This is a genomic window from Methylomarinovum caldicuralii (assembly GCF_033126985.1).
Classification (GTDB): Bacteria; Pseudomonadota; Gammaproteobacteria; order Methylococcales; family Methylothermaceae; genus Methylohalobius; species Methylohalobius caldicuralii.
Genome location: NZ_AP024714.1, coordinates 2,611,244 through 2,628,082, shown reverse-complemented (window position 1 = coordinate 2,628,082; position 16,839 = coordinate 2,611,244). Strand labels below are relative to the sequence as shown.

16 protein-coding genes are annotated in these 16,839 nt (G+C 64.4%); 13 read left to right on the top strand and 3 right to left on the bottom strand.

From position 1 onward, the window contains the following. Positions 1 to 134 precede the first annotated feature (134 nt). A complete protein-coding gene (locus MCIT9_RS13270; RefSeq protein ID WP_317705349.1) occupies positions 135 to 1,007 on the bottom strand; it encodes an NAD(+) kinase in 873 nt (290 codons plus the stop codon). 104 nt (positions 1,008 to 1,111) lie between these two features. On the opposite strand from MCIT9_RS13270, the gene hrcA reads away from it, so the two are divergent. The 7 genes from hrcA (at position 1,112) to hxlB (ending at position 8,221) form a co-directional block, all read left to right on the top strand. Further along, complete coding sequence (gene hrcA, locus MCIT9_RS13265; RefSeq protein WP_317705348.1) at positions 1,112 to 2,155, top strand: heat-inducible transcriptional repressor HrcA; 1,044 nt, start codon at positions 1,112 to 1,114, stop codon at positions 2,153 to 2,155. Between the two features lie 38 nt (positions 2,156 to 2,193). Beyond that, positions 2,194 to 2,775, top strand: coding sequence for a nucleotide exchange factor GrpE (grpE, locus tag MCIT9_RS13260; RefSeq protein ID WP_317705347.1), 582 nt, complete (start codon positions 2,194 to 2,196; stop codon positions 2,773 to 2,775). Between the two features lie 72 nt (positions 2,776 to 2,847). Further along, a complete protein-coding gene (dnaK, locus tag MCIT9_RS13255; protein WP_317705346.1) occupies positions 2,848 to 4,794 on the top strand; it encodes a molecular chaperone DnaK in 1,947 nt (648 codons plus the stop codon). A gap of 127 nt (positions 4,795 to 4,921) precedes the next feature. Next, positions 4,922 to 6,082: a molecular chaperone DnaJ gene (gene dnaJ, locus MCIT9_RS13250; RefSeq protein ID WP_317706751.1), complete on the top strand. Its 1,161-nt coding sequence runs from the start codon at positions 4,922 to 4,924 to the stop codon at positions 6,080 to 6,082. Continuing rightward, complete coding sequence (gene dapB, locus MCIT9_RS13245; protein WP_317705345.1) at positions 6,079 to 6,885, top strand: 4-hydroxy-tetrahydrodipicolinate reductase; 807 nt, start codon at positions 6,079 to 6,081, stop codon at positions 6,883 to 6,885. The genes dnaJ and dapB overlap by 4 nt, the downstream gene beginning before the upstream one ends. A 137-nt stretch (positions 6,886 to 7,022) precedes the next feature. Continuing rightward, on the top strand, positions 7,023 to 7,679 hold the full coding sequence (gene hxlA / locus MCIT9_RS13240; protein ID WP_317705344.1) for a 3-hexulose-6-phosphate synthase: 657 nt from the start codon (positions 7,023 to 7,025) through the stop codon (positions 7,677 to 7,679). 2 nt (positions 7,680 to 7,681) lie between these two features. Next, entirely contained in the window at positions 7,682 to 8,221 is a 540-nt protein-coding gene (hxlB, locus tag MCIT9_RS13235) for a 6-phospho-3-hexuloisomerase (protein ID WP_317705343.1), read from the top strand. Positions 8,222 to 8,277: 56 nt separating this feature from the next. On the opposite strand, the gene MCIT9_RS13230 is transcribed toward hxlB, so the two are convergent. Further along, a complete protein-coding gene (locus MCIT9_RS13230) occupies positions 8,278 to 8,544 on the bottom strand; it encodes an isoaspartyl peptidase/L-asparaginase (RefSeq protein WP_317705342.1) in 267 nt (88 codons plus the stop codon). A 21-nt stretch (positions 8,545 to 8,565) separates the two neighbouring features. On the opposite strand from MCIT9_RS13230, the gene MCIT9_RS13225 reads away from it, so the two are divergent. The 4 genes from MCIT9_RS13225 to greA all read left to right on the top strand — a co-directional run bounded on the left by MCIT9_RS13225 (position 8,566) and on the right by greA (position 13,764). After that, the gene (locus tag MCIT9_RS13225; protein WP_317705341.1) at positions 8,566 to 8,814 is read left to right on the top strand and encodes a hypothetical protein; all 249 of its coding nucleotides are present in this window, start codon (positions 8,566 to 8,568) and stop codon (positions 8,812 to 8,814) included. Between the two features lie 123 nt (positions 8,815 to 8,937). Then, entirely contained in the window at positions 8,938 to 10,062 is a 1,125-nt protein-coding gene (carA, locus tag MCIT9_RS13220) for a glutamine-hydrolyzing carbamoyl-phosphate synthase small subunit (protein ID WP_479724324.1), read from the top strand. A 1-nt stretch (position 10,063) separates the two neighbouring features. After that, on the top strand, positions 10,064 to 13,291 hold the full coding sequence (gene carB / locus MCIT9_RS13215) for a carbamoyl-phosphate synthase large subunit (protein ID WP_317705339.1): 3,228 nt from the start codon (positions 10,064 to 10,066) through the stop codon (positions 13,289 to 13,291). Then, entirely contained in the window at positions 13,288 to 13,764 is a 477-nt protein-coding gene (gene greA / locus MCIT9_RS13210; protein WP_317705338.1) for a transcription elongation factor GreA, read from the top strand. Before carB ends, greA begins: the two co-directional genes overlap by 4 nt. Positions 13,765 to 13,796: 32 nt before the next feature. Here greA and yhbY read toward each other — a convergent pair whose 3' ends face one another. Next, the gene (gene yhbY / locus MCIT9_RS13205; RefSeq protein WP_317705337.1) at positions 13,797 to 14,069 is read right to left on the bottom strand and encodes a ribosome assembly RNA-binding protein YhbY; all 273 of its coding nucleotides are present in this window, start codon (positions 14,067 to 14,069) and stop codon (positions 13,797 to 13,799) included. A gap of 93 nt (positions 14,070 to 14,162) precedes the next feature. Here yhbY and rlmE point away from each other — a divergent pair, with 93 nt between their 5' ends. Beyond that, the gene (rlmE, locus tag MCIT9_RS13200; RefSeq protein ID WP_317706750.1) at positions 14,163 to 14,786 is read left to right on the top strand and encodes a 23S rRNA (uridine(2552)-2'-O)-methyltransferase RlmE; all 624 of its coding nucleotides are present in this window, start codon (positions 14,163 to 14,165) and stop codon (positions 14,784 to 14,786) included. Positions 14,787 to 14,887: 101 nt separating this feature from the next. After that, positions 14,888 to 16,819, top strand: a complete 1,932-nt coding sequence (gene ftsH / locus MCIT9_RS13195) for an ATP-dependent zinc metalloprotease FtsH (protein ID WP_317705336.1) — start codon at positions 14,888 to 14,890, stop codon at positions 16,817 to 16,819. Positions 16,820 to 16,839: the final 20 nt, after the last annotated feature.

The following is a 16,839-nucleotide window of genomic DNA, read 5'->3' as shown; positions in this document are numbered from 1 at the left end:
AGGTGGGTGGGGAGCCGGTGGCGGAGCGTACTCGGCCTGGATGGCCGAGTATCGAGTACCCAGGGATGGGTTCACCGCGTCTCCGCCACCGGCTCTCCGCCCGCCTGTGGGTGCGTCTGAACGAAATCGCATCTTCAACAGTTGCTCCAGTGGAGTTTGACCCGCAAAATCTCGAAAAAGTCGTAGTCCAGCGGGTGGAGCAGGCGGAAGGGTTTTGCCGCCTTGCGGACGACGATGTGGTCGTCGATCAGCACCTCGGGGATGGAGACGGTGTCGCAGGTCACCTCCGCGCGCATGTCCTTGGCGGCGCCGAAGGCGATCTTCACCTCGCTGTCGCCGGCGATGACAATGGGGCGGTTGGTGAGGGTGTGGGGGTTGATCGGCACCAGTTCGATGGCGTCCAGGGTCGGATGCAGAATCGGGCCGCCGCCGGAGAGGGCGTAGGCGGTGGAGCCGGTGGGGGTGGAGACGATCAGGCCGTCGGCGCGCTGGGCGTTGAGGAAGCGGCCGTTGATGTGGGTGAGGATCTCGATCATGTGCGGCGTGATCCAGCGGTGGACCACGACCTCGTTGACCGCCAGTTCCTCGTGGATCACCCGGCCGTCGCGCAGAATCTGCGCTTTGAGCATCAGGCGTTCCTCGGTGAGGCAGCGGCCGCGGAGGATCTCCTCCAGCCGGACGCCGACCTCGTCCGGGGAGATGTCCACCAGAAAACCGATCCGTCCCAGGTTGACGCCGATCACCGGGGTGTCGTGAGCCGCCACCGCGCGCACGGTGTTCAGCAGGGTGCCGTCGCCGCCGACGGCGATGACCACGTCGCAGCGCCGGCCCAGCGCTTCCAGCGGCAGGACTTCGCCGCTGCCGAGCATCTCCCCGCTGACCGGATCGAGCAGCACGGTGAACCCGCGCCGCCGCAGATCGTCATACAGACGGCGCACGGTCTCGCCGACCCGCTCCACGTTGGGTTTGGCGCTGATGCCGATGGTCCGAAACCGATAATCGCTCACTACTATGGAACCGCCATGAGGCAAACCAATTATATTAGGTCTTTCTTGACAGGGTATCCAGAGGTTGCTACTTTGTCAGCACTCGAAGAGGAGGAGTGCTAACCATGACCCAGTCCCTGGAATTGACCGACCGCGCCCAGCACCTGTTGAAGGTGCTGATCGAGCGCTACATCGAGGAAGGTCAGCCGGTGGGCTCGCGGGCCTTGGCCCGGGAGGCCGGACTCAACCTGAGTCCGGCGACGGTCCGCAACGTCATGGCCGATCTCGAGGAAATGGGATTGGTGACCTCGCCGCACACTTCCGCCGGCCGGGTGCCGACCGTGAAGGGCTATCGGCTGTTCGTCGATGCCCTGCTGACCGTGCAGCCGCCGGAGCAGGAACTGATCCAGCGGCTGTGGGACGATTTCGAGGTCCTGGAAGACCCCCAGGAACTTTTGGAAACTGCCTCCCAGCTGCTGGCCCGCATCACCCGCATGGCCGGTCTGGTGACCCTGCCCCAGCGGCGGCGGCTGACCTTCCAGCACATCGAGTTTTTGCCCCTGTCCGGCGGCCGGATCTTGGTGGTGCTGGTGACGGACGACCAGGAGATCCACAACCGCATTATCCGTCCCCGGGTTTCCCTGACGCCGTCCCAGCTGCAGGATGCGGCCAATTATCTCAATTCCCTGCTGCGGGGTCGGCGCCTGAGCGAAGTGCGCGAAACCCTGGTGACGGAGATGCGGGCCGCCGGCGAGCAACTGCGCCAGCTGATCGAGATGACGCAAACGCTGTTCAGCGGCGAAGCGATGGAAGAGGACTTCATGCTCGCCGGTCAGACCAACCTGATGGAGTTCAACGAACTGGCCGAACGCGAGCTCCTGCGTTCCCTGTTCGAAGTGTTCGAGGAGAAACGCAACCTGATTCATCTGCTTGACCAATGCATCCAGGCCGAGGGGGTGCAGATCTTAATCGGTGAGGAATCCGGCTACCGGCCGCTGGCGTCGTGCAGTCTGGTGGCGCGTCACTACGACGTCGGCGAGCGGGCCCTCGGGGTCATCGGCGTCATCGGGCCGACGCGGATGCACTATGAGCGGGTGATCCCCCTGGTGGACATGACCGCCAAACTGCTCGGTTCGGCCTTGAATCAGAAATTATCGGCCCCATCTTAAGTTCCGGTTCAAATTTTTGGCAATATTGTGGAGTGACTATGAGCGAGGAGAAGAAAGCGTCCCCCGAGGCGGTGGCCGAGCCGGAAACCCCGGCGGAAAGCGGCGACAAGACCGCCGATGTCGAAGCCCTGAAGCAGCAGCTCGCCGCGGCCGAGCGCAAGGCCGAGGAAAACTGGGAAAAGCTGCTCAGGGCGCAGGCTGAGCTGGACAATCTACGCAAGCGCATGGAGCGCGAGCTCGACAACGCACGCAAATACGCCATCGAGAAGTTCGCCAAGGAGCTGCTGGCGGTAGTGGACAGCCTGGAGCTGGGCCTGCAGGCGGCGGTGGAAACCGATGACGTGGAGAAGATCCGCGAAGGCATCGAGCTGACCCTCAAGCAGCTGCTGACGGTCTTCGACCGCTTCAACATCCGGGCCATCGATCCCACCGGCGAGAAGTTCAACCCCGATTTCCACCAGGCGATGGCCACCGAAGCGGTCAAGGGCGTGGAGCCCGACACCGTGGTCAAGGTGTTCCAGAAAGGCTATACCCTCAACGACCGCCTGATCCGTCCGGCGCTGGTGGTGGTGGCCAAGCCGCCCGCCGAGGAGCAGCCGCGCATCGACGAGCAGGCTTGAAATCGACAGGGTCGGCCCCATTTAGTGGAGTAGCCGAAGAAAACAGGTAATCAGACGAAGGAGAACGAAGCAATGGCAAAGATTCTAGGTATCGACCTGGGTACCACCAACTCGTGCATGGCGGTCCTCGAGGGCGGCAAGCCCCGGGTGATCGAGAACGCCGAGGGTACCCGCACCACTCCCTCAATCGTCGCCTTCACCAAGGAAGGCGAGGAGCTAGTCGGCCATCCGGCCAAGCGTCAGGCCATCACCAACCCGGAGAACACCCTGTTTGCGGTCAAGCGTCTGATCGGACGCAAGTTCGACGATCCGGTGGTGAAAAGGGATATCGACATGGTGCCCTACAAGATCGTCCCCGGTCCCAACGGGGATGCGTGGGTCGACGTGCCGGCGGTGGGCAAGAAGATGGCCCCGCCGGAGATCTCCGCCCGCGTGCTGCGCAAGCTGAAGCAGGACGCCGAGGCCTACCTGGGCGAGGAGATCAAGGAAGCGGTCATCACCGTGCCGGCCTATTTCAACGATTCCCAGCGCCAGGCCACCAAGGACGCCGGCCGCATCGCCGGGCTGGAGGTCAAGCGCATCATCAATGAGCCGACCGCCGCCGCCCTGGCCTTCGGCCTGGACAAGGAAAAGGGTGACCGCAAGATCGCCGTGTACGACCTCGGCGGGGGCACTTTCGACATCTCCATCATCGAGATGGCTGACGTGGAAGGCGAGCGCCAGTTCGAGGTACTGGCCACCAACGGCGACACCTTCCTGGGCGGGGAGGATTTCGACAAGCGCATCATCGACTACCTGGTGGATGAATTCAAGAAGGACGCCGGCATCGACCTGCGCAACGACCCCCTCGCGCTCCAGCGTCTCAAGGAAGCGGCGGAAAAGGCCAAGATCGAGCTGTCCTCGACCCAGCAGACGGAAATCAACCTGCCCTACATCACCGCCGACGCCACCGGGCCCAAGCACCTGAACGTGAAGCTGACCCGGGCCAAGCTGGAGGCGCTGACCGAGGATCTGATCGAAAGGACCCGCCAGCCCTGCGAGCAGGCGCTCAAGGACGCCGGTCTGTCGGCTTCCGACATCAACGACGTGATCCTGGTGGGCGGCCAGACCCGGATGCCGAAGGTGCAGGAATGCGTCAAGCAGATCTTCGGCAAGGAGCCGCGCAAGGACGTCAACCCGGACGAAGCGGTGGCTTTGGGTGCTGCGATCCAGGCCGGGGTGCTGTCCGGTGAAGTGAAGGACGTGCTGCTGCTCGACGTGATCCCGCTGTCTCTGGGGATCGAAACCCTCGGCGGGGTAATGACCAAGTTGATCGAGAAGAACACCACCATTCCGACTAAGGCGACCCAGATCTTCTCGACCGCCGAGGACAACCAGACCGCGGTGACGGTGCACGTGCTCCAGGGTGAGCGCGAAATGGCCAAGGACAACAAGTCCCTGGGCAAGTTCGACCTCACCGACATTCCGCCGGCGCCGCGCGGAGTGCCGCAGATCGAGGTGACCTTCGACGTGGACGCCAACGGCATCCTCCACGTATCGGCCAAGGACAAGGCCACCGGCAAGGAGCAGTCCATCGTCATCCGCGCCTCCAGCGGTCTGACCGAAGAGGAAATCCAGCGGATGATCCGCGACGCCGAGGAGCATGCGGAGGAAGACCGCAGGTTCAAGGAGCTGGTCACCGCGCGTAACGAGGCCGACGCCCTCATCCATGCCACCAGAAAGAGCCTGGAGGAACTGGGCGACAAGGTGGCCGCCGGCGACAAGGCGCAGATCGAGGCGGTCATCAAGGAACTGGAAGAGCTGGTCAAGGGCGACGACAAGGACGCCATCGAAGCCAAGACCCGCCAGCTGGCGGAGCTGTCCGGCAAGATCGCCCAGCAGGCCTACGGTGCCGGTGGCGCCGGCGGGGCTGAGGGTGGTGCCGGTCCCGAGACGGGGGCTGGCCCGCAGCAACAGGCCGGTGGCGAGGACGTGGTCGACGCCGAGTTCGAGGAAGTCAAGGACGACGACAAGAAATAAACCGCCGCGCGAACTTGCGCTAAGCTTTAAGGCGGACGCAACGCCGCCGGCCCGTTTTGGGTCGGCGGCTTGTTGCGTTTAAGTGGAAACCAAAAGGGCTTCTGGTGAACGAGCCAGGAGAGGAAACATCATGGCAGAAGATTATTACGTCATTCTCGGAGTGTCCCGCAACGCCAGCGAGGCGGAGATCAAACGCGCCTTCCGCAAGCTGGCGATGAAGTACCATCCGGACCGCAACCGCGACAATCCGGAAGCCGAGGAAAAGTTCAAGCAGATCAAGGAAGCTTACGACGTCCTCAGCGATCCGCAGAAGCGGGCCGCCTACGACCAGTTCGGCCATGCCGGCGTCCACGGCGGGGCCGGCGGCGCAGGTACAGGGGGCTTCAATGCCGAGACGTTCAGCGACATCTTCGGCGAGGTGTTCGAGGATCTGTTCGGCATGGGCGGCCGGGGCCGTGGGAGCCGCAACCGGCCGCGGCGCGGCACCGACCTGCGTTATAACCTGGAGATCACCCTGGAAGAGGCGGTGGCCGGCACCGAGGTGGAAATCCGGGTGCCGACTCTGGTGACGTGCGACGAGTGTGGCGGCAGCGGTGCCCGTCCCGGCAGCACGCCGGTCCCCTGTTCCCTGTGCCACGGGCATGGGGTGGTGCGGATGCAGCAGGGCTTTTTCTCGGTGCAGCAGACCTGCCCCCAGTGCCAGGGCACGGGGCAGGAAATCCGCAGCCCCTGTCCGGCCTGCCGGGGCCGGGGCCGGGTGCAGAAGACCAAGACCCTGATGGTTACGATTCCGCCCGGGGTCGATACCGGCGACCGCATCCGCCTGGCAGGAGAAGGGGAGGCCGGCGAAAACGGCGGCCCGCCGGGGGATCTGTACGTGCAGATCCACGTCAAGCCCCATCCGATCTTCACCCGCGAGGGCAGCGATCTCCACTGCGAGGTGCCGATCAGCTTCACCACCGCTGCCCTGGGGGGTGAGCTGGAGGTGCCGACCCTCGACGGCAAGGTGATGCTCAAGATCCCGGCGGAAACCCAGACCGGCACCCTGTTCCGCCTGCGCGGCAAGGGCGTCAAGCCGGTGCGCGGTGGTCCCCAGGGGGATCTGATCTGTGGGGTGCGGGTCGAGACGCCGGTGAACCTCAACCGGGAGCAGGTCGAACTGCTGAAGCAGTTGGACGCTTCCCTCAAGGGCGGCGGCAGCCGTCACAGCCCTCAGGAGCACGGCTGGTTCGACGGCGTCAAGCAGTTCTTCGAGAAACTGACCGGAAAAGAAAAGGAGCACGAATGACGATTCGAGTCGCCATCCCCGGCGCCGGCGGGCGCATGGGAAAGACCTTGGTGCAGGCCGTGGCCGCGGCCGACGACATGACCCTGGCGGTCGCCACCGCCCGGCCCGATTCGCCCGACATCGGCAAAGACGCCGGGGAGCTGGCGGGCATCGGTCGCCAGGGGGTGCCCCTGAAAGCCGCCATCGGTCCGGAGGACGAATTCGACGTTCTCATCGACTTCACCCTGCCACAGGCCTGTCCCCAGTTCGTGGAACTGTGCCGCCGTCGCGGCAAGCGCCTGGTCATCGGCACCACCGGGCTCGGTGAGGCGGACAAAGAACGCATCGCGGCGGCGGCGGAAACCATCCCCATCGTCCTGGCTCCCAACATGAGCGTGGGCGTGAATCTGGCCCTCAAACTCCTGGATCTGGCCGCGCGGGTGCTGGGGGACGAGGTGGACGTGGAGATCGTCGAAGCCCATCACCGCAACAAGGTGGATGCTCCATCCGGCACCGCCCTGCGCATGGGCGAGGTGGTTGCCGCGGCTTTGGGAAGGGATCTGGACCGGTGCGCCGTCTATGGCCGTCAGGGCCACACCGGGCCCCGCGACCGCAACACCATCGGCTTTGCCACCATCCGCGCCGGCGACATCGTCGGCGAGCACACGGTGATGTTCGCAGGAGAAGGGGAGCGGCTGGAAATCACCCACAAAGCGTCGAGCCGGATGACCTTCGCCCGGGGGGCGCTGCGGGCGGCGCGCTGGCTGATGGGCCAGGCCCCCGGCCTGTACGACATGCAGGACGTCCTTGGGCTCAAAGATTGACGCTCTGGCTTTTCTCCGATAAAGTGCTGCTCTCCAAATGACTCATTATCGCTTCTGATCGCGATAACGGACGCGAGCGTCCGAGTCATTGAGTTTTTGGGCAACAAACACAAACCAACTTGAAGTGGAGCAATATCATGGCGAAAAAAGTAATGATTCAAGTCGCGCTGGATACTCTGGATCCGCAAGTGACCCTGGATCTGGCGGCGAAAACCGCTCCTTACATCGACATCATCGAAATCGGCACCCCGTGCGTGAAGTACAACGGCATTTCCCTGGTCAAGGAAATGAAGGCCAAGTTCCCGGATCGCAAGGTTCTGGCCGACCTGAAGACCATGGACGCCGGTGAATACGAAGCCCGTCCGTTCTTCGAAGCTGGCGCCGACATCACCACCGTGCTGGGTGTCGCCGAACTGGCCACCATCAAGGGCGTGATCAAGGCAGCCCATGACAACAACGGCTGGGCCCAGGTCGACATGATCTGCGTGCCGGACATCGTCGCCACCGCCAAGGCATCCGCCGAAGCCGGCGCCGACATCCTGGGCGTGCATACCGGTCTGGACCAGCAGGCCGCAGGTCAGACTCCGTTCGCCGACCTGAACAAACTGACCTCCCTGGGTCTGAACGTGATGATCTCCTGCGCCGGCGGCATCAAGCCGGAAACCGTCGCCGACGTGGTCAAGGCCGGTGCCGACATCGTGGTCGTCGGTGGTGCCATCTATGGTGCGGACGATCCCGCCGCCGCCGCCAAGCAGATGCGCGAACTGGTCGACAAGGCTGCCGCTGAGGTCTGAGAATGAGTCCTCATCGCAAACTGGTACTGGACAAGATCACCGAGATCCTCTCCGTCACGCCGGACGAATACGAAGACCGCCTGACCGCCATGGTCGATGCGGCCGAGCAGGTCTTCGTCGGCGGGATGGGACGCAGCGGGCTGGTCACCAAGTTCTTCGTCATGCGCCTGATGCACGCCGGCTACAAGGCCTTTGTGCTCGGCGAGACGGTGACCCCGGCCATCCGCAAGGGTGATTTGTTCATCGTCATTTCCGGTTCCGGTGAGACCGGTTCGATGATCACCAACGCCAAGAAGGCCAAGGAAGTCGGCGCCAAGGTGGTGCTGCTCACGGCCAAGAGCAGCTCGACCCTGGCCGAGATCGCAGACGAAGTGCTGCAGATCGGCACCGACGATTCCTACGCCAAGGTCAAGGGACTGCCCATGGGCACCATGTTCGAGCTCTCCACCCTGATCTTCCTGGAAGCCATGGTGTCTCACATCATCCACGAGAAGGGCATCCCGGAAGAGAAAATGCGTGAGCGTCACGCCAATCTGGAGTGATTTGCGCACGGGCAGCCATTGCCGCAAAGGCAGGCATCTTCGGATGCCTGCCTTTTTTAATGGCCGAAGAGAAACACCTGGGGATTTTCTCCCGCGCGGATGTAGCCACGGTACATGCCCTCGGTATTGAAAGGCATGGCGATATGGCCGTCGCGGTCGAGGGCGACCGCGCCGACGGTGTCGTAGGCCCGCTGCCACTGGCGGTAGCGGCGTTCGGTGACGAAGTATGCCGGCGGCTCGATGGCCAGCCCCTGATCGGCGGCAAAATGCTCGGCAGGTATCCGTGATGACGGCGACGATGATATGCTGAAAGGCCGTTCCACTGTCAACCGTTCCAGAATTTCATGAGTCCGAAAAACCGCTACCAACTCGCTGTGCTGGCGCCTTTGGGCGTGTTCGTCGCCACCCTGCCGGTCAACCTGGCCCTGCACCAGCCCCTCATCACCTTCATTCCCACCCTGGCGACGCTGTTCTGGTCCTCGCGTCAGCTCGAGGCCATCCGTTGTCCCCAATGCGACACGCCGGTGCGCCAGGGGCGTTTCTTTCTGTTCGGCCTCGACCGTTGCAAGCACTGCGGCGCGGGGCTGAGCTGAACCGGGCGCATGGAAATTGCCGTCCCGATGTCCTAAAATGAATCCGGTTTCAGATCAACGAATTCCGAGGACGGGATGACCTTGAGCGGCATCCCGTTTTGTTTGCCCGCAGCGGGAGGCGAAGTGAGTACGACTGCGATTCTGGCGCTGGAAGACGGCACCCTGCTTCGGGGTGTTTCCATCGGGGCATCGGGCTGCAGCGTGGGGGAGGTGGTGTTCAACACCGCCATGACCGGCTATCAGGAAATCCTGACCGATCCCTCCTACGCCCGTCAGCTGGTGACCCTGACCTATCCCCATATCGGCAACACCGGGGTCAATCCCGAGGACGGGGAGTCGGCGGACATCCATGCCGCCGGTCTCATCGTCCGCAACGTACCCGGCCGGGCCAACAACTGGCGCATGACCGAAACCCTGCCCGAATACCTCCGGCGTCACGGGGTGGTGGGCATCGCCGACATCGACACCCGCAAACTGACCCGGATTCTGCGGGACAAGGGTGCCCAGCGCGGCTGCCTGTGGGCCGGGGACGACATCGACGAGGCCGCCGCCGTGGCCCGGGCGCGGGATTTCCCCGGCCTCAAGGGCATGGACCTGGCCCGGGAGGTCAGCTGCGATGCTCCTTACCCCTGGGAGCAGACCCCCTGGGCGCTGGGGCAGGGCTACGGCGTTCGTGAGGAAAGCCGCTACCGGGTGGTGGTCTACGATTTCGGCGTCAAGTTCAACATTCTGCGGCTGCTGGCGGCGCGCGGTTGCGAGGTGACTGTGGTGCCCGCCACCACTCCGGCGGCCGAGGTGCTGGCCAGGCACCCCGACGGGGTGATGCTGTCCAACGGCCCCGGTGATCCGGAACCCTGTCGCTACGCCATCGAAGCGATCCGCGCGCTGCTCGACGCCGGCGTGCCCCTCTTCGGCATCTGTCTCGGGCACCAGCTCCTGGCGCTGGCCTGCGGGGCGCGAACGGTGAAGATGAAATTCGGCCACCACGGCGCCAACCATCCGGTGCAGGATCTGGAGACCAGCCAGGTGCTCATCACCAGCCAGAACCACGGGTTCGCCGTGGACGAGGACAGCCTGCCGGCCCATCTCCGGCCCACCCACCGTTCCCTGTTCGACGGCACCCTGCAGGGCGTCGCCCACACCCACAAGCCGGCCTTCGGCTTCCAGGGCCATCCGGAGGCCAGCCCCGGCCCCCACGATGTGGAAGGCCTGTTCGACCGTTTCATCGACCTGATGGCAGCCAGCTGACATGCCCAAAAGAGACGACATCCAATCCATTCTCCTCATCGGGGCCGGGCCGATTGTCATCGGCCAGGCGTGCGAGTTCGACTATTCCGGCACCCAGGCCTGCAAGGCCCTGCGCGAGGAGGGCTACCGGGTCATCCTGGTCAACTCCAACCCGGCCACCATCATGACCGACCCGGACACTGCCGACCGCGTCTACATCGAGCCGGTGGACTGGCCCACCGTGGCACGCATCATCGAGCAGGAGCGCCCCGACGCCCTGCTGCCCACCATGGGCGGGCAGACCGCCCTCAACTGCGCCCTCGACCTGGAGCGGGAGGGGGTGCTGGAACGCTACGGGGTGGAACTGATCGGTGCCTCCCGGCAGGCCATTGAAAAGGCCGAAGACCGCGACCTGTTCCGCCAGGCCATGCGCCGCATCGGCCTCGACGTGCCCAACAGCGGCGTCGCCCATAGCATGGAGGAAGCCCTGGAGGTGCTGGAGGAGATCGGCTTTCCGGCTATCATCCGCCCCTCCTACACCCTGGGCGGCAGCGGCGGCGGCATCGCCTACAACCGCGAGGAGTTCGTGGAAATCTGCGAGCGCGGTCTGGAGCTGTCGCCGGTGAGCGAGCTGCTCATCGAGGAATCCATCCTCGGTTGGAAGGAATTCGAGATGGAGGTGGTGCGCGACCGCAAGGACAACTGCATCATCGTCTGCTCCATCGAGAACCTCGACCCCATGGGGGTCCACACCGGCGATTCCATCACCGTGGCCCCGGCCCAGACCCTCACCGACAAGGAATACCAGATCATGCGCGACGCCTCCATCGCGGTGCTGCGCGAGATCGGCGTCGATACCGGCGGCTCCAACGTCCAGTTCGCGGTCAACCCTAAGGACGGCCGTCTGGTGGTGATCGAGATGAACCCGCGCGTTTCCCGCTCCTCGGCCCTGGCCTCCAAGGCCACCGGTTTCCCCATCGCCCGGGTGGCGGCCAAGCTGGCCGTCGGTTACACCCTCGACGAGCTGCGCAACGAGATCACCGGCGGGGCCATCCCGGCCTCCTTCGAGCCCAGCATCGACTACGTGGTCACCAAGGTGCCGCGGTTCGCCTTCGAGAAGTTTCCCGATGCCGACGACCGGCTCACCACCCAGATGAAATCGGTGGGCGAGGTGATGACCATCGGCCGCACCTTCCAGGAATCGCTGCAGAAAGCGTTGCGGGGGCTGGAGATCGGCGTCGACGGCCTGACCGAGAAGGTCGATCCCCAGGCCGACGATACCCGCGACCGCCTGGTGCGCGAACTGCGCAGCCCCGGCCCCGACCGGCTCTGGTACGTGGCCGACGCCTTCCGTTTCGGCATGTCCCCGGAGGAAATCCACGAACACAGCCGCATCGATCCCTGGTTCCTGGCCCAGATCGGGGAAATCGTCGCCGCCGAGCAAAGTCTCAGGAAACGCACCCTGGCCACCCTGCGCCCGGAGGAGCTGCGGGCCTTCAAACGCATGGGGTTCGCCGACTCGCGCCTGGCGGCCCTGCTCGACAGCTCCGAGTTGGAGGTGCGCACCGCGCGCCACAAACACGGCATCCGTCCGGTGTACAAGCGCATCGACTCCTGTGCCGCCGAGTTCGCCTCGAGCACCGCCTACCTTTATTCCACCTACGAGGACGAATGCGAGGCCGAGCCCACCGACAGGCGCAAGATCATGATCCTCGGCGGCGGCCCCAACCGCATCGGCCAGGGGATCGAGTTCGACTACTGCTGTGTCCACGCCGCCTTCGCCCTCAAGGAAGACGGTTTCGAGACCATCATGGTCAACTGTAATCCGGAAACCGTCTCCACCGACTTCGACACCTCCGACCGCCTCTACTTCGAGCCCTTGACCCTGGAGGACGTGCTCGAGCTGATCCACGTGGAGCAGCCGGAGGGCGTGATCGTCCAGTACGGCGGCCAGACCCCGCTGAAGCTGGCCCGCGATCTGGAGGCGGCCGGGGCGCCGATCATCGGCACCTCGCCCGACGCCATCGACCTGGCCGAGGACCGTGAGCGCTTCCAGAAGCTGGTGGAGCGCTTGGGGTTGAAACAGCCGGACAACCGCACCGTCCGCTCCCTGGAGGAAGCAGTCCTGAGCGCTCGGGAACTGGGCTATCCCCTGGTGGTCAGACCGTCTTACGTGCTCGGCGGGCGGGCGATGGAGATCGTCTTCAACGAGGAGGAGCTGCGGCGTTATATGGTGGAGGCCGTGAGCGTCTCCAATCAGTCGCCGGTGCTGCTCGACCGTTTCCTCGACGACGCCGTGGAGGTGGACGTGGATGCGGTGTGCGACGGCGAAACCGTGTGGATCGGCGCCATCATGGAACACATCGAACAGGCGGGAATCCACTCCGGCGATTCGGCCTGCTCGATCCCGCCCTACGAGCTCGACGCCGGGCTGCAGCAGCGCCTGCGCGAACAGATGCGCCGGCTCGGCGAGGCCCTGGGGGTGGTGGGGCTGATGAATACCCAGTTCGCCATCAAGGACCGGGACATCTACATCCTCGAGGTCAATCCCCGCGCCTCGCGCACCGTGCCCTACGTTTCCAAAGCCGTCGGCCTGCCGCTGGCGAAGATCGCCGCCCGCTGCATGACCGGCCGCACCCTGGCGCAGCAGGGGATCGCGCAGGAGCGGGTGCCGCCCTATTTCGCGGTCAAGGAGGCGGTGTTCCCGTTCATCAAGTTCCCCGGCGTCGATCCGCTGCTGGGGCCGGAGATGAAGTCCACCGGCGAGGTCATGGGGGTGGGGCTGAGCTTCGGCGAGGCCTACGCCAAGGCCCAGCAGGCGGCCGGTTCCCGGCTGGTATGCGGCGGGCGGGTGCTGATGAGTGTGCGTGAACGGGACAAGCAGCGTCTGGTGCCGATCGCCCGCCGGCTGCTGGAGAAGGGCTTCGAACTGGTGGCCACCCGCGGCACCGCCAAGGTGCTCAAGGAGGCGGGGCTTCCCTGCGAGGTGGTCAACAAGGTCCGCGAGGGCCGGCCCCACATCGTTGATCTGATCAAGAACGGGGAAGTGCAGCTCATCATCAACACCACCGAGGGCAAGAAGGCCATCGCCGATTCCTTCCTGATCCGCCGCGAGGCCCTCCAGCACCAGGTGACCTACACCACCACCCTGACAGGGGCCTACGCCATCGCCCTGGCGCTGGACGCCCTCGACACCGGGCGGGTCTATTGCCTGCACGATTTGCACCGACAACTGGAGGAAAGCGCATGAACAAAGTGCCCTTGACCGTCCGCGGAGCGGAGAAGCTCAAACAGGAGCTTCACGAGCTCAAGACCGTCAAGCGCCCGCAGGTGATCGCGGCGATCGCCGAAGCGCGGGCCCATGGCGACCTGAAGGAAAACGCCGAATACCACGCCGCCCGCGAGCAGCAGAGCTTCATCGAGGGGCGGATCCGCGAGATCGAGGCCAAGCTCGCCAACGCCCAGATCATCGACGTGACCCAGATCAATGCCGACGGCAAGGTGGTGTTCGGCGCCACCGTCGAGCTGGAGGATCTGGAGACCGGCGATACCGTCACCTACCAGATCGTCGGCGACGACGAGGCCGACATCCAAGCGGGGCTGATCTCCATCTCCTCGCCCATCGCCCGCGCCCTGATCGGCAAGGAAGTCGAGGATGTGGTGGAAGTCAAGACTCCCAAAGGCATCCGCGAGTACGAAGTCCTCGCCATCCGCTACGAATGACCCTGCCGGCTGCGGCATTTCGCCGCAGCCCCTTAGCTTTCCGGATTTTCCCGATACAATGTCGCCACGTGCCCGAGGATCTGGACCAGCTCCGCGTCGAGGCGGTCGCAGATTTGCTGCGCCATCTCCCGCCGGGCTTGACGGTCCTCGGCGTTGATCCGTACCTTGATGAGCTCGTGGGCCGTCAGGGCCCGGTCGATCTCCGCCAGCACCGCTTCGGTGAGGCCGAGCTGGCCGGTGATCACGACCGGTTTGAGCGGGTGGGCGCGGGCCTTGAGGTGGCGTTTCTGCTTTTTGTCCAACATGGCGATGGGTCGCTCCGAAAAAGGGGCGACAGTATAGCGGAATCTGAACGTCCCGGCGCGGTCGCGGTCTAAACTAGAGTAGAATACTTGGAAATTATGGCGAGGAGTCGAAGCAGCGGCCGCTGGCTGGCGGAGCATTTCAACGATGATTACGTCCGTCAGGCCCAGGCCAAGGGCTGGCGCAGTCGGGCGGTGTTCAAACTGGCGGAGATCCAGCAGCGCGACCGGATTCTGCAGCCCGGCATGATCGTGGTCGATCTGGGGGCTGCCCCCGGTGGATGGTCGCAATACGCCGCCGAACAGGTGGCGCCGAACGGCCAGGTGATCGCCCTGGATCTGCTGCCCATGGAGCCGCTGCCGGGCGTGACCTTCCTGCAGGGGGATTTCACCGCGGCGGAAACCTGGCGCCGGCTGCAGGATGAGGTCGGCGGCCGTGCGGTGGACGTGGTGCTGTCGGACATGGCGCCGAACATGAGCGGCAACCGCAGCGTCGATCAGCCCCGGGCGATGTTGCTGGCCGAGCTGGCCCTGGAGGCGGCCGAGAATCTCTTGAACGAGAACGGGTGTTTTTTGACGAAACTTTTTCAGGGCGAGGGGTTCGAAGCTTTTCAGAAACAGGTGCGCCGGCGTTTCGCCCGGGTGGCGACCTGCAAGCCCAAGGCGTCGCGGGCACGCAGCCGAGAAGTCTATCTGCTGGCGCAGGGATTCAAACGCTAAGTTTTAAGGCTACTTTTTAAGTAGGCAAACCACAGACAATACAGCGGACGTATTGGCAACAAACCGGAAGGAGCCGGTTGGGAGAGAGACCTTTGAGCAACATGCTGAAAAACATACTCCTGTGGGTGGTGATCGCCGCGGTGTTGATGTCGGTGTTCAACAACTTCGGTGCCCGCAAGCCTGCGGGTGCGCAGTTGTCGTACACCCAGTTCATCGAAGCGGTCCACAATGGCCAGGTCAAACAGGTGGTCATCGAAGGGAAAGCCGTCAAGGGCATCACCAGCGCAGGACAGAAATTCATCACCTACAACCCCAACGACCCGCATCTGATCGACGATCTTTTGGAAAACAAGGTCGAGATCAAAGCCGAACCGCCGGAAGGCCAGTCGCTGTTGATGCAGATCTTCATCTCCTGGTTCCCGATGCTGCTGCTGATCGGCGTGTGGGTGTTCTTCATGCGCCAGATGCAGGGCGGCGGCGGTGCCGGCCGCGGGGCGATGAACTTCGGCAAGAGCAAGGCGCGGCTGATGGAGGAAGACAAGATCAAGGTCACCTTCAAGGACGTGGCCGGCTGTGACGAAGCCCTGGAAGAAGTCCAGGAAGTGGTCGACTTCCTCAAGGACCCGAGCAAATTCCAGAAGCTCGGCGGCCGCATCCCCAAGGGCATCCTGATGGTCGGCCCGCCCGGGACCGGCAAGACCCTGATCGCCCGCGCGATTGCCGGCGAGGCCAAGGTGCCGTTCTTCACCATCTCCGGCTCCGACTTTGTGGAAATGTTCGTCGGGGTCGGGGCTTCCAGGGTGCGCGACATGTTCGAGCAGGCCAAGAAGCACGCCCCCTGCATCGTCTTCATCGACGAGATCGACGCCGTCGGCCGTCACCGCGGTGCCGGACTGGGCGGCGGCCACGACGAGCGCGAACAGACCCTCAACCAGCTGCTGGTGGAGATGGACGGTTTCGAAGGCAACGAAGGCATCATCATCATCGCCGCCACCAACCGTCCCGACGTTCTCGACCCGGCGCTTTTGCGTCCCGGCCGCTTCGACCGCCAGGTCACCGTCGGCCTGCCCGACATCCGCGGCCGCGAGCAGATCCTCAAGGTGCACCTGCGCAAGGTGCCCACCGCCGACGACGTCGACCCCAAGGTCATCGCCCGCGGCACCCCCGGCTTCTCCGGGGCGGATCTTGCCAACCTGGTCAACGAGGCCTCGCTGTTTGCCGCCCGCGCCAACAAGAAGCTGGTGGACATGAGCGACCTGGAAAAGGCCAAGGACAAGATCCTCATGGGGGTCGAACGCCGATCCATGGTGATGAGCGACGAAGAAAAGCGCATGACCGCCTACCATGAAGCCGGTCACGCCATCGTCGGCCTCAACGTCCCCGAGCACGACCCGGTCTACAAGGTCAGCATCATGCCTCGGGGGCGGGCTTTGGGGATCACCATGTTCCTGCCCGAGCGGGACCAGTACTCGGCCTCCAGGCGCAAGCTCGAGAGCCAGATCTCCAGCCTGTTCGGCGGCCGCATCGCCGAAGCCCTGATCTTCGGCAGTGAGGCCATCACCACCGGCGCCTCCAACGACATCGAGCGGGCCACCGACATCGCCCGCAACATGGTCACCAAATGGGGGCTGTCGGAAAAGCTCGGGCCTCTGGCCTATGCCGAAGAGGAAGGCGAAGTGTTCCTGGGCCGCTCGGTGACCCAGCACAAGAGCATGTCCGAGGCCACCGCGCGGATGATCGACGAGGAGATCCGCGCCATCATCGACCGTAACTACGAGCGTGCCGAGCGCATCCTCAAGGAGAATATGGACAAGCTCCACCTGATGGCCGAGGCCCTGGTCAAGTACGAAACCATCGACCGCGACCAGATCGATGCCATCATGCGGGGCGAAACCCCGCCGCCCCCCAAGGACTGGGAGGACAATCCGCCGGCGGGCAAGCCAGCCGAGGCTGAGGGCAGGAAGGAAGCCCCGGCCGAGCCTTCCGGCGGCGTCAGTCCCGTCGGGGGGCCGGCAGGGCAGCACTTCGAGTAAGTAATGCCTGCCGCAGAGAA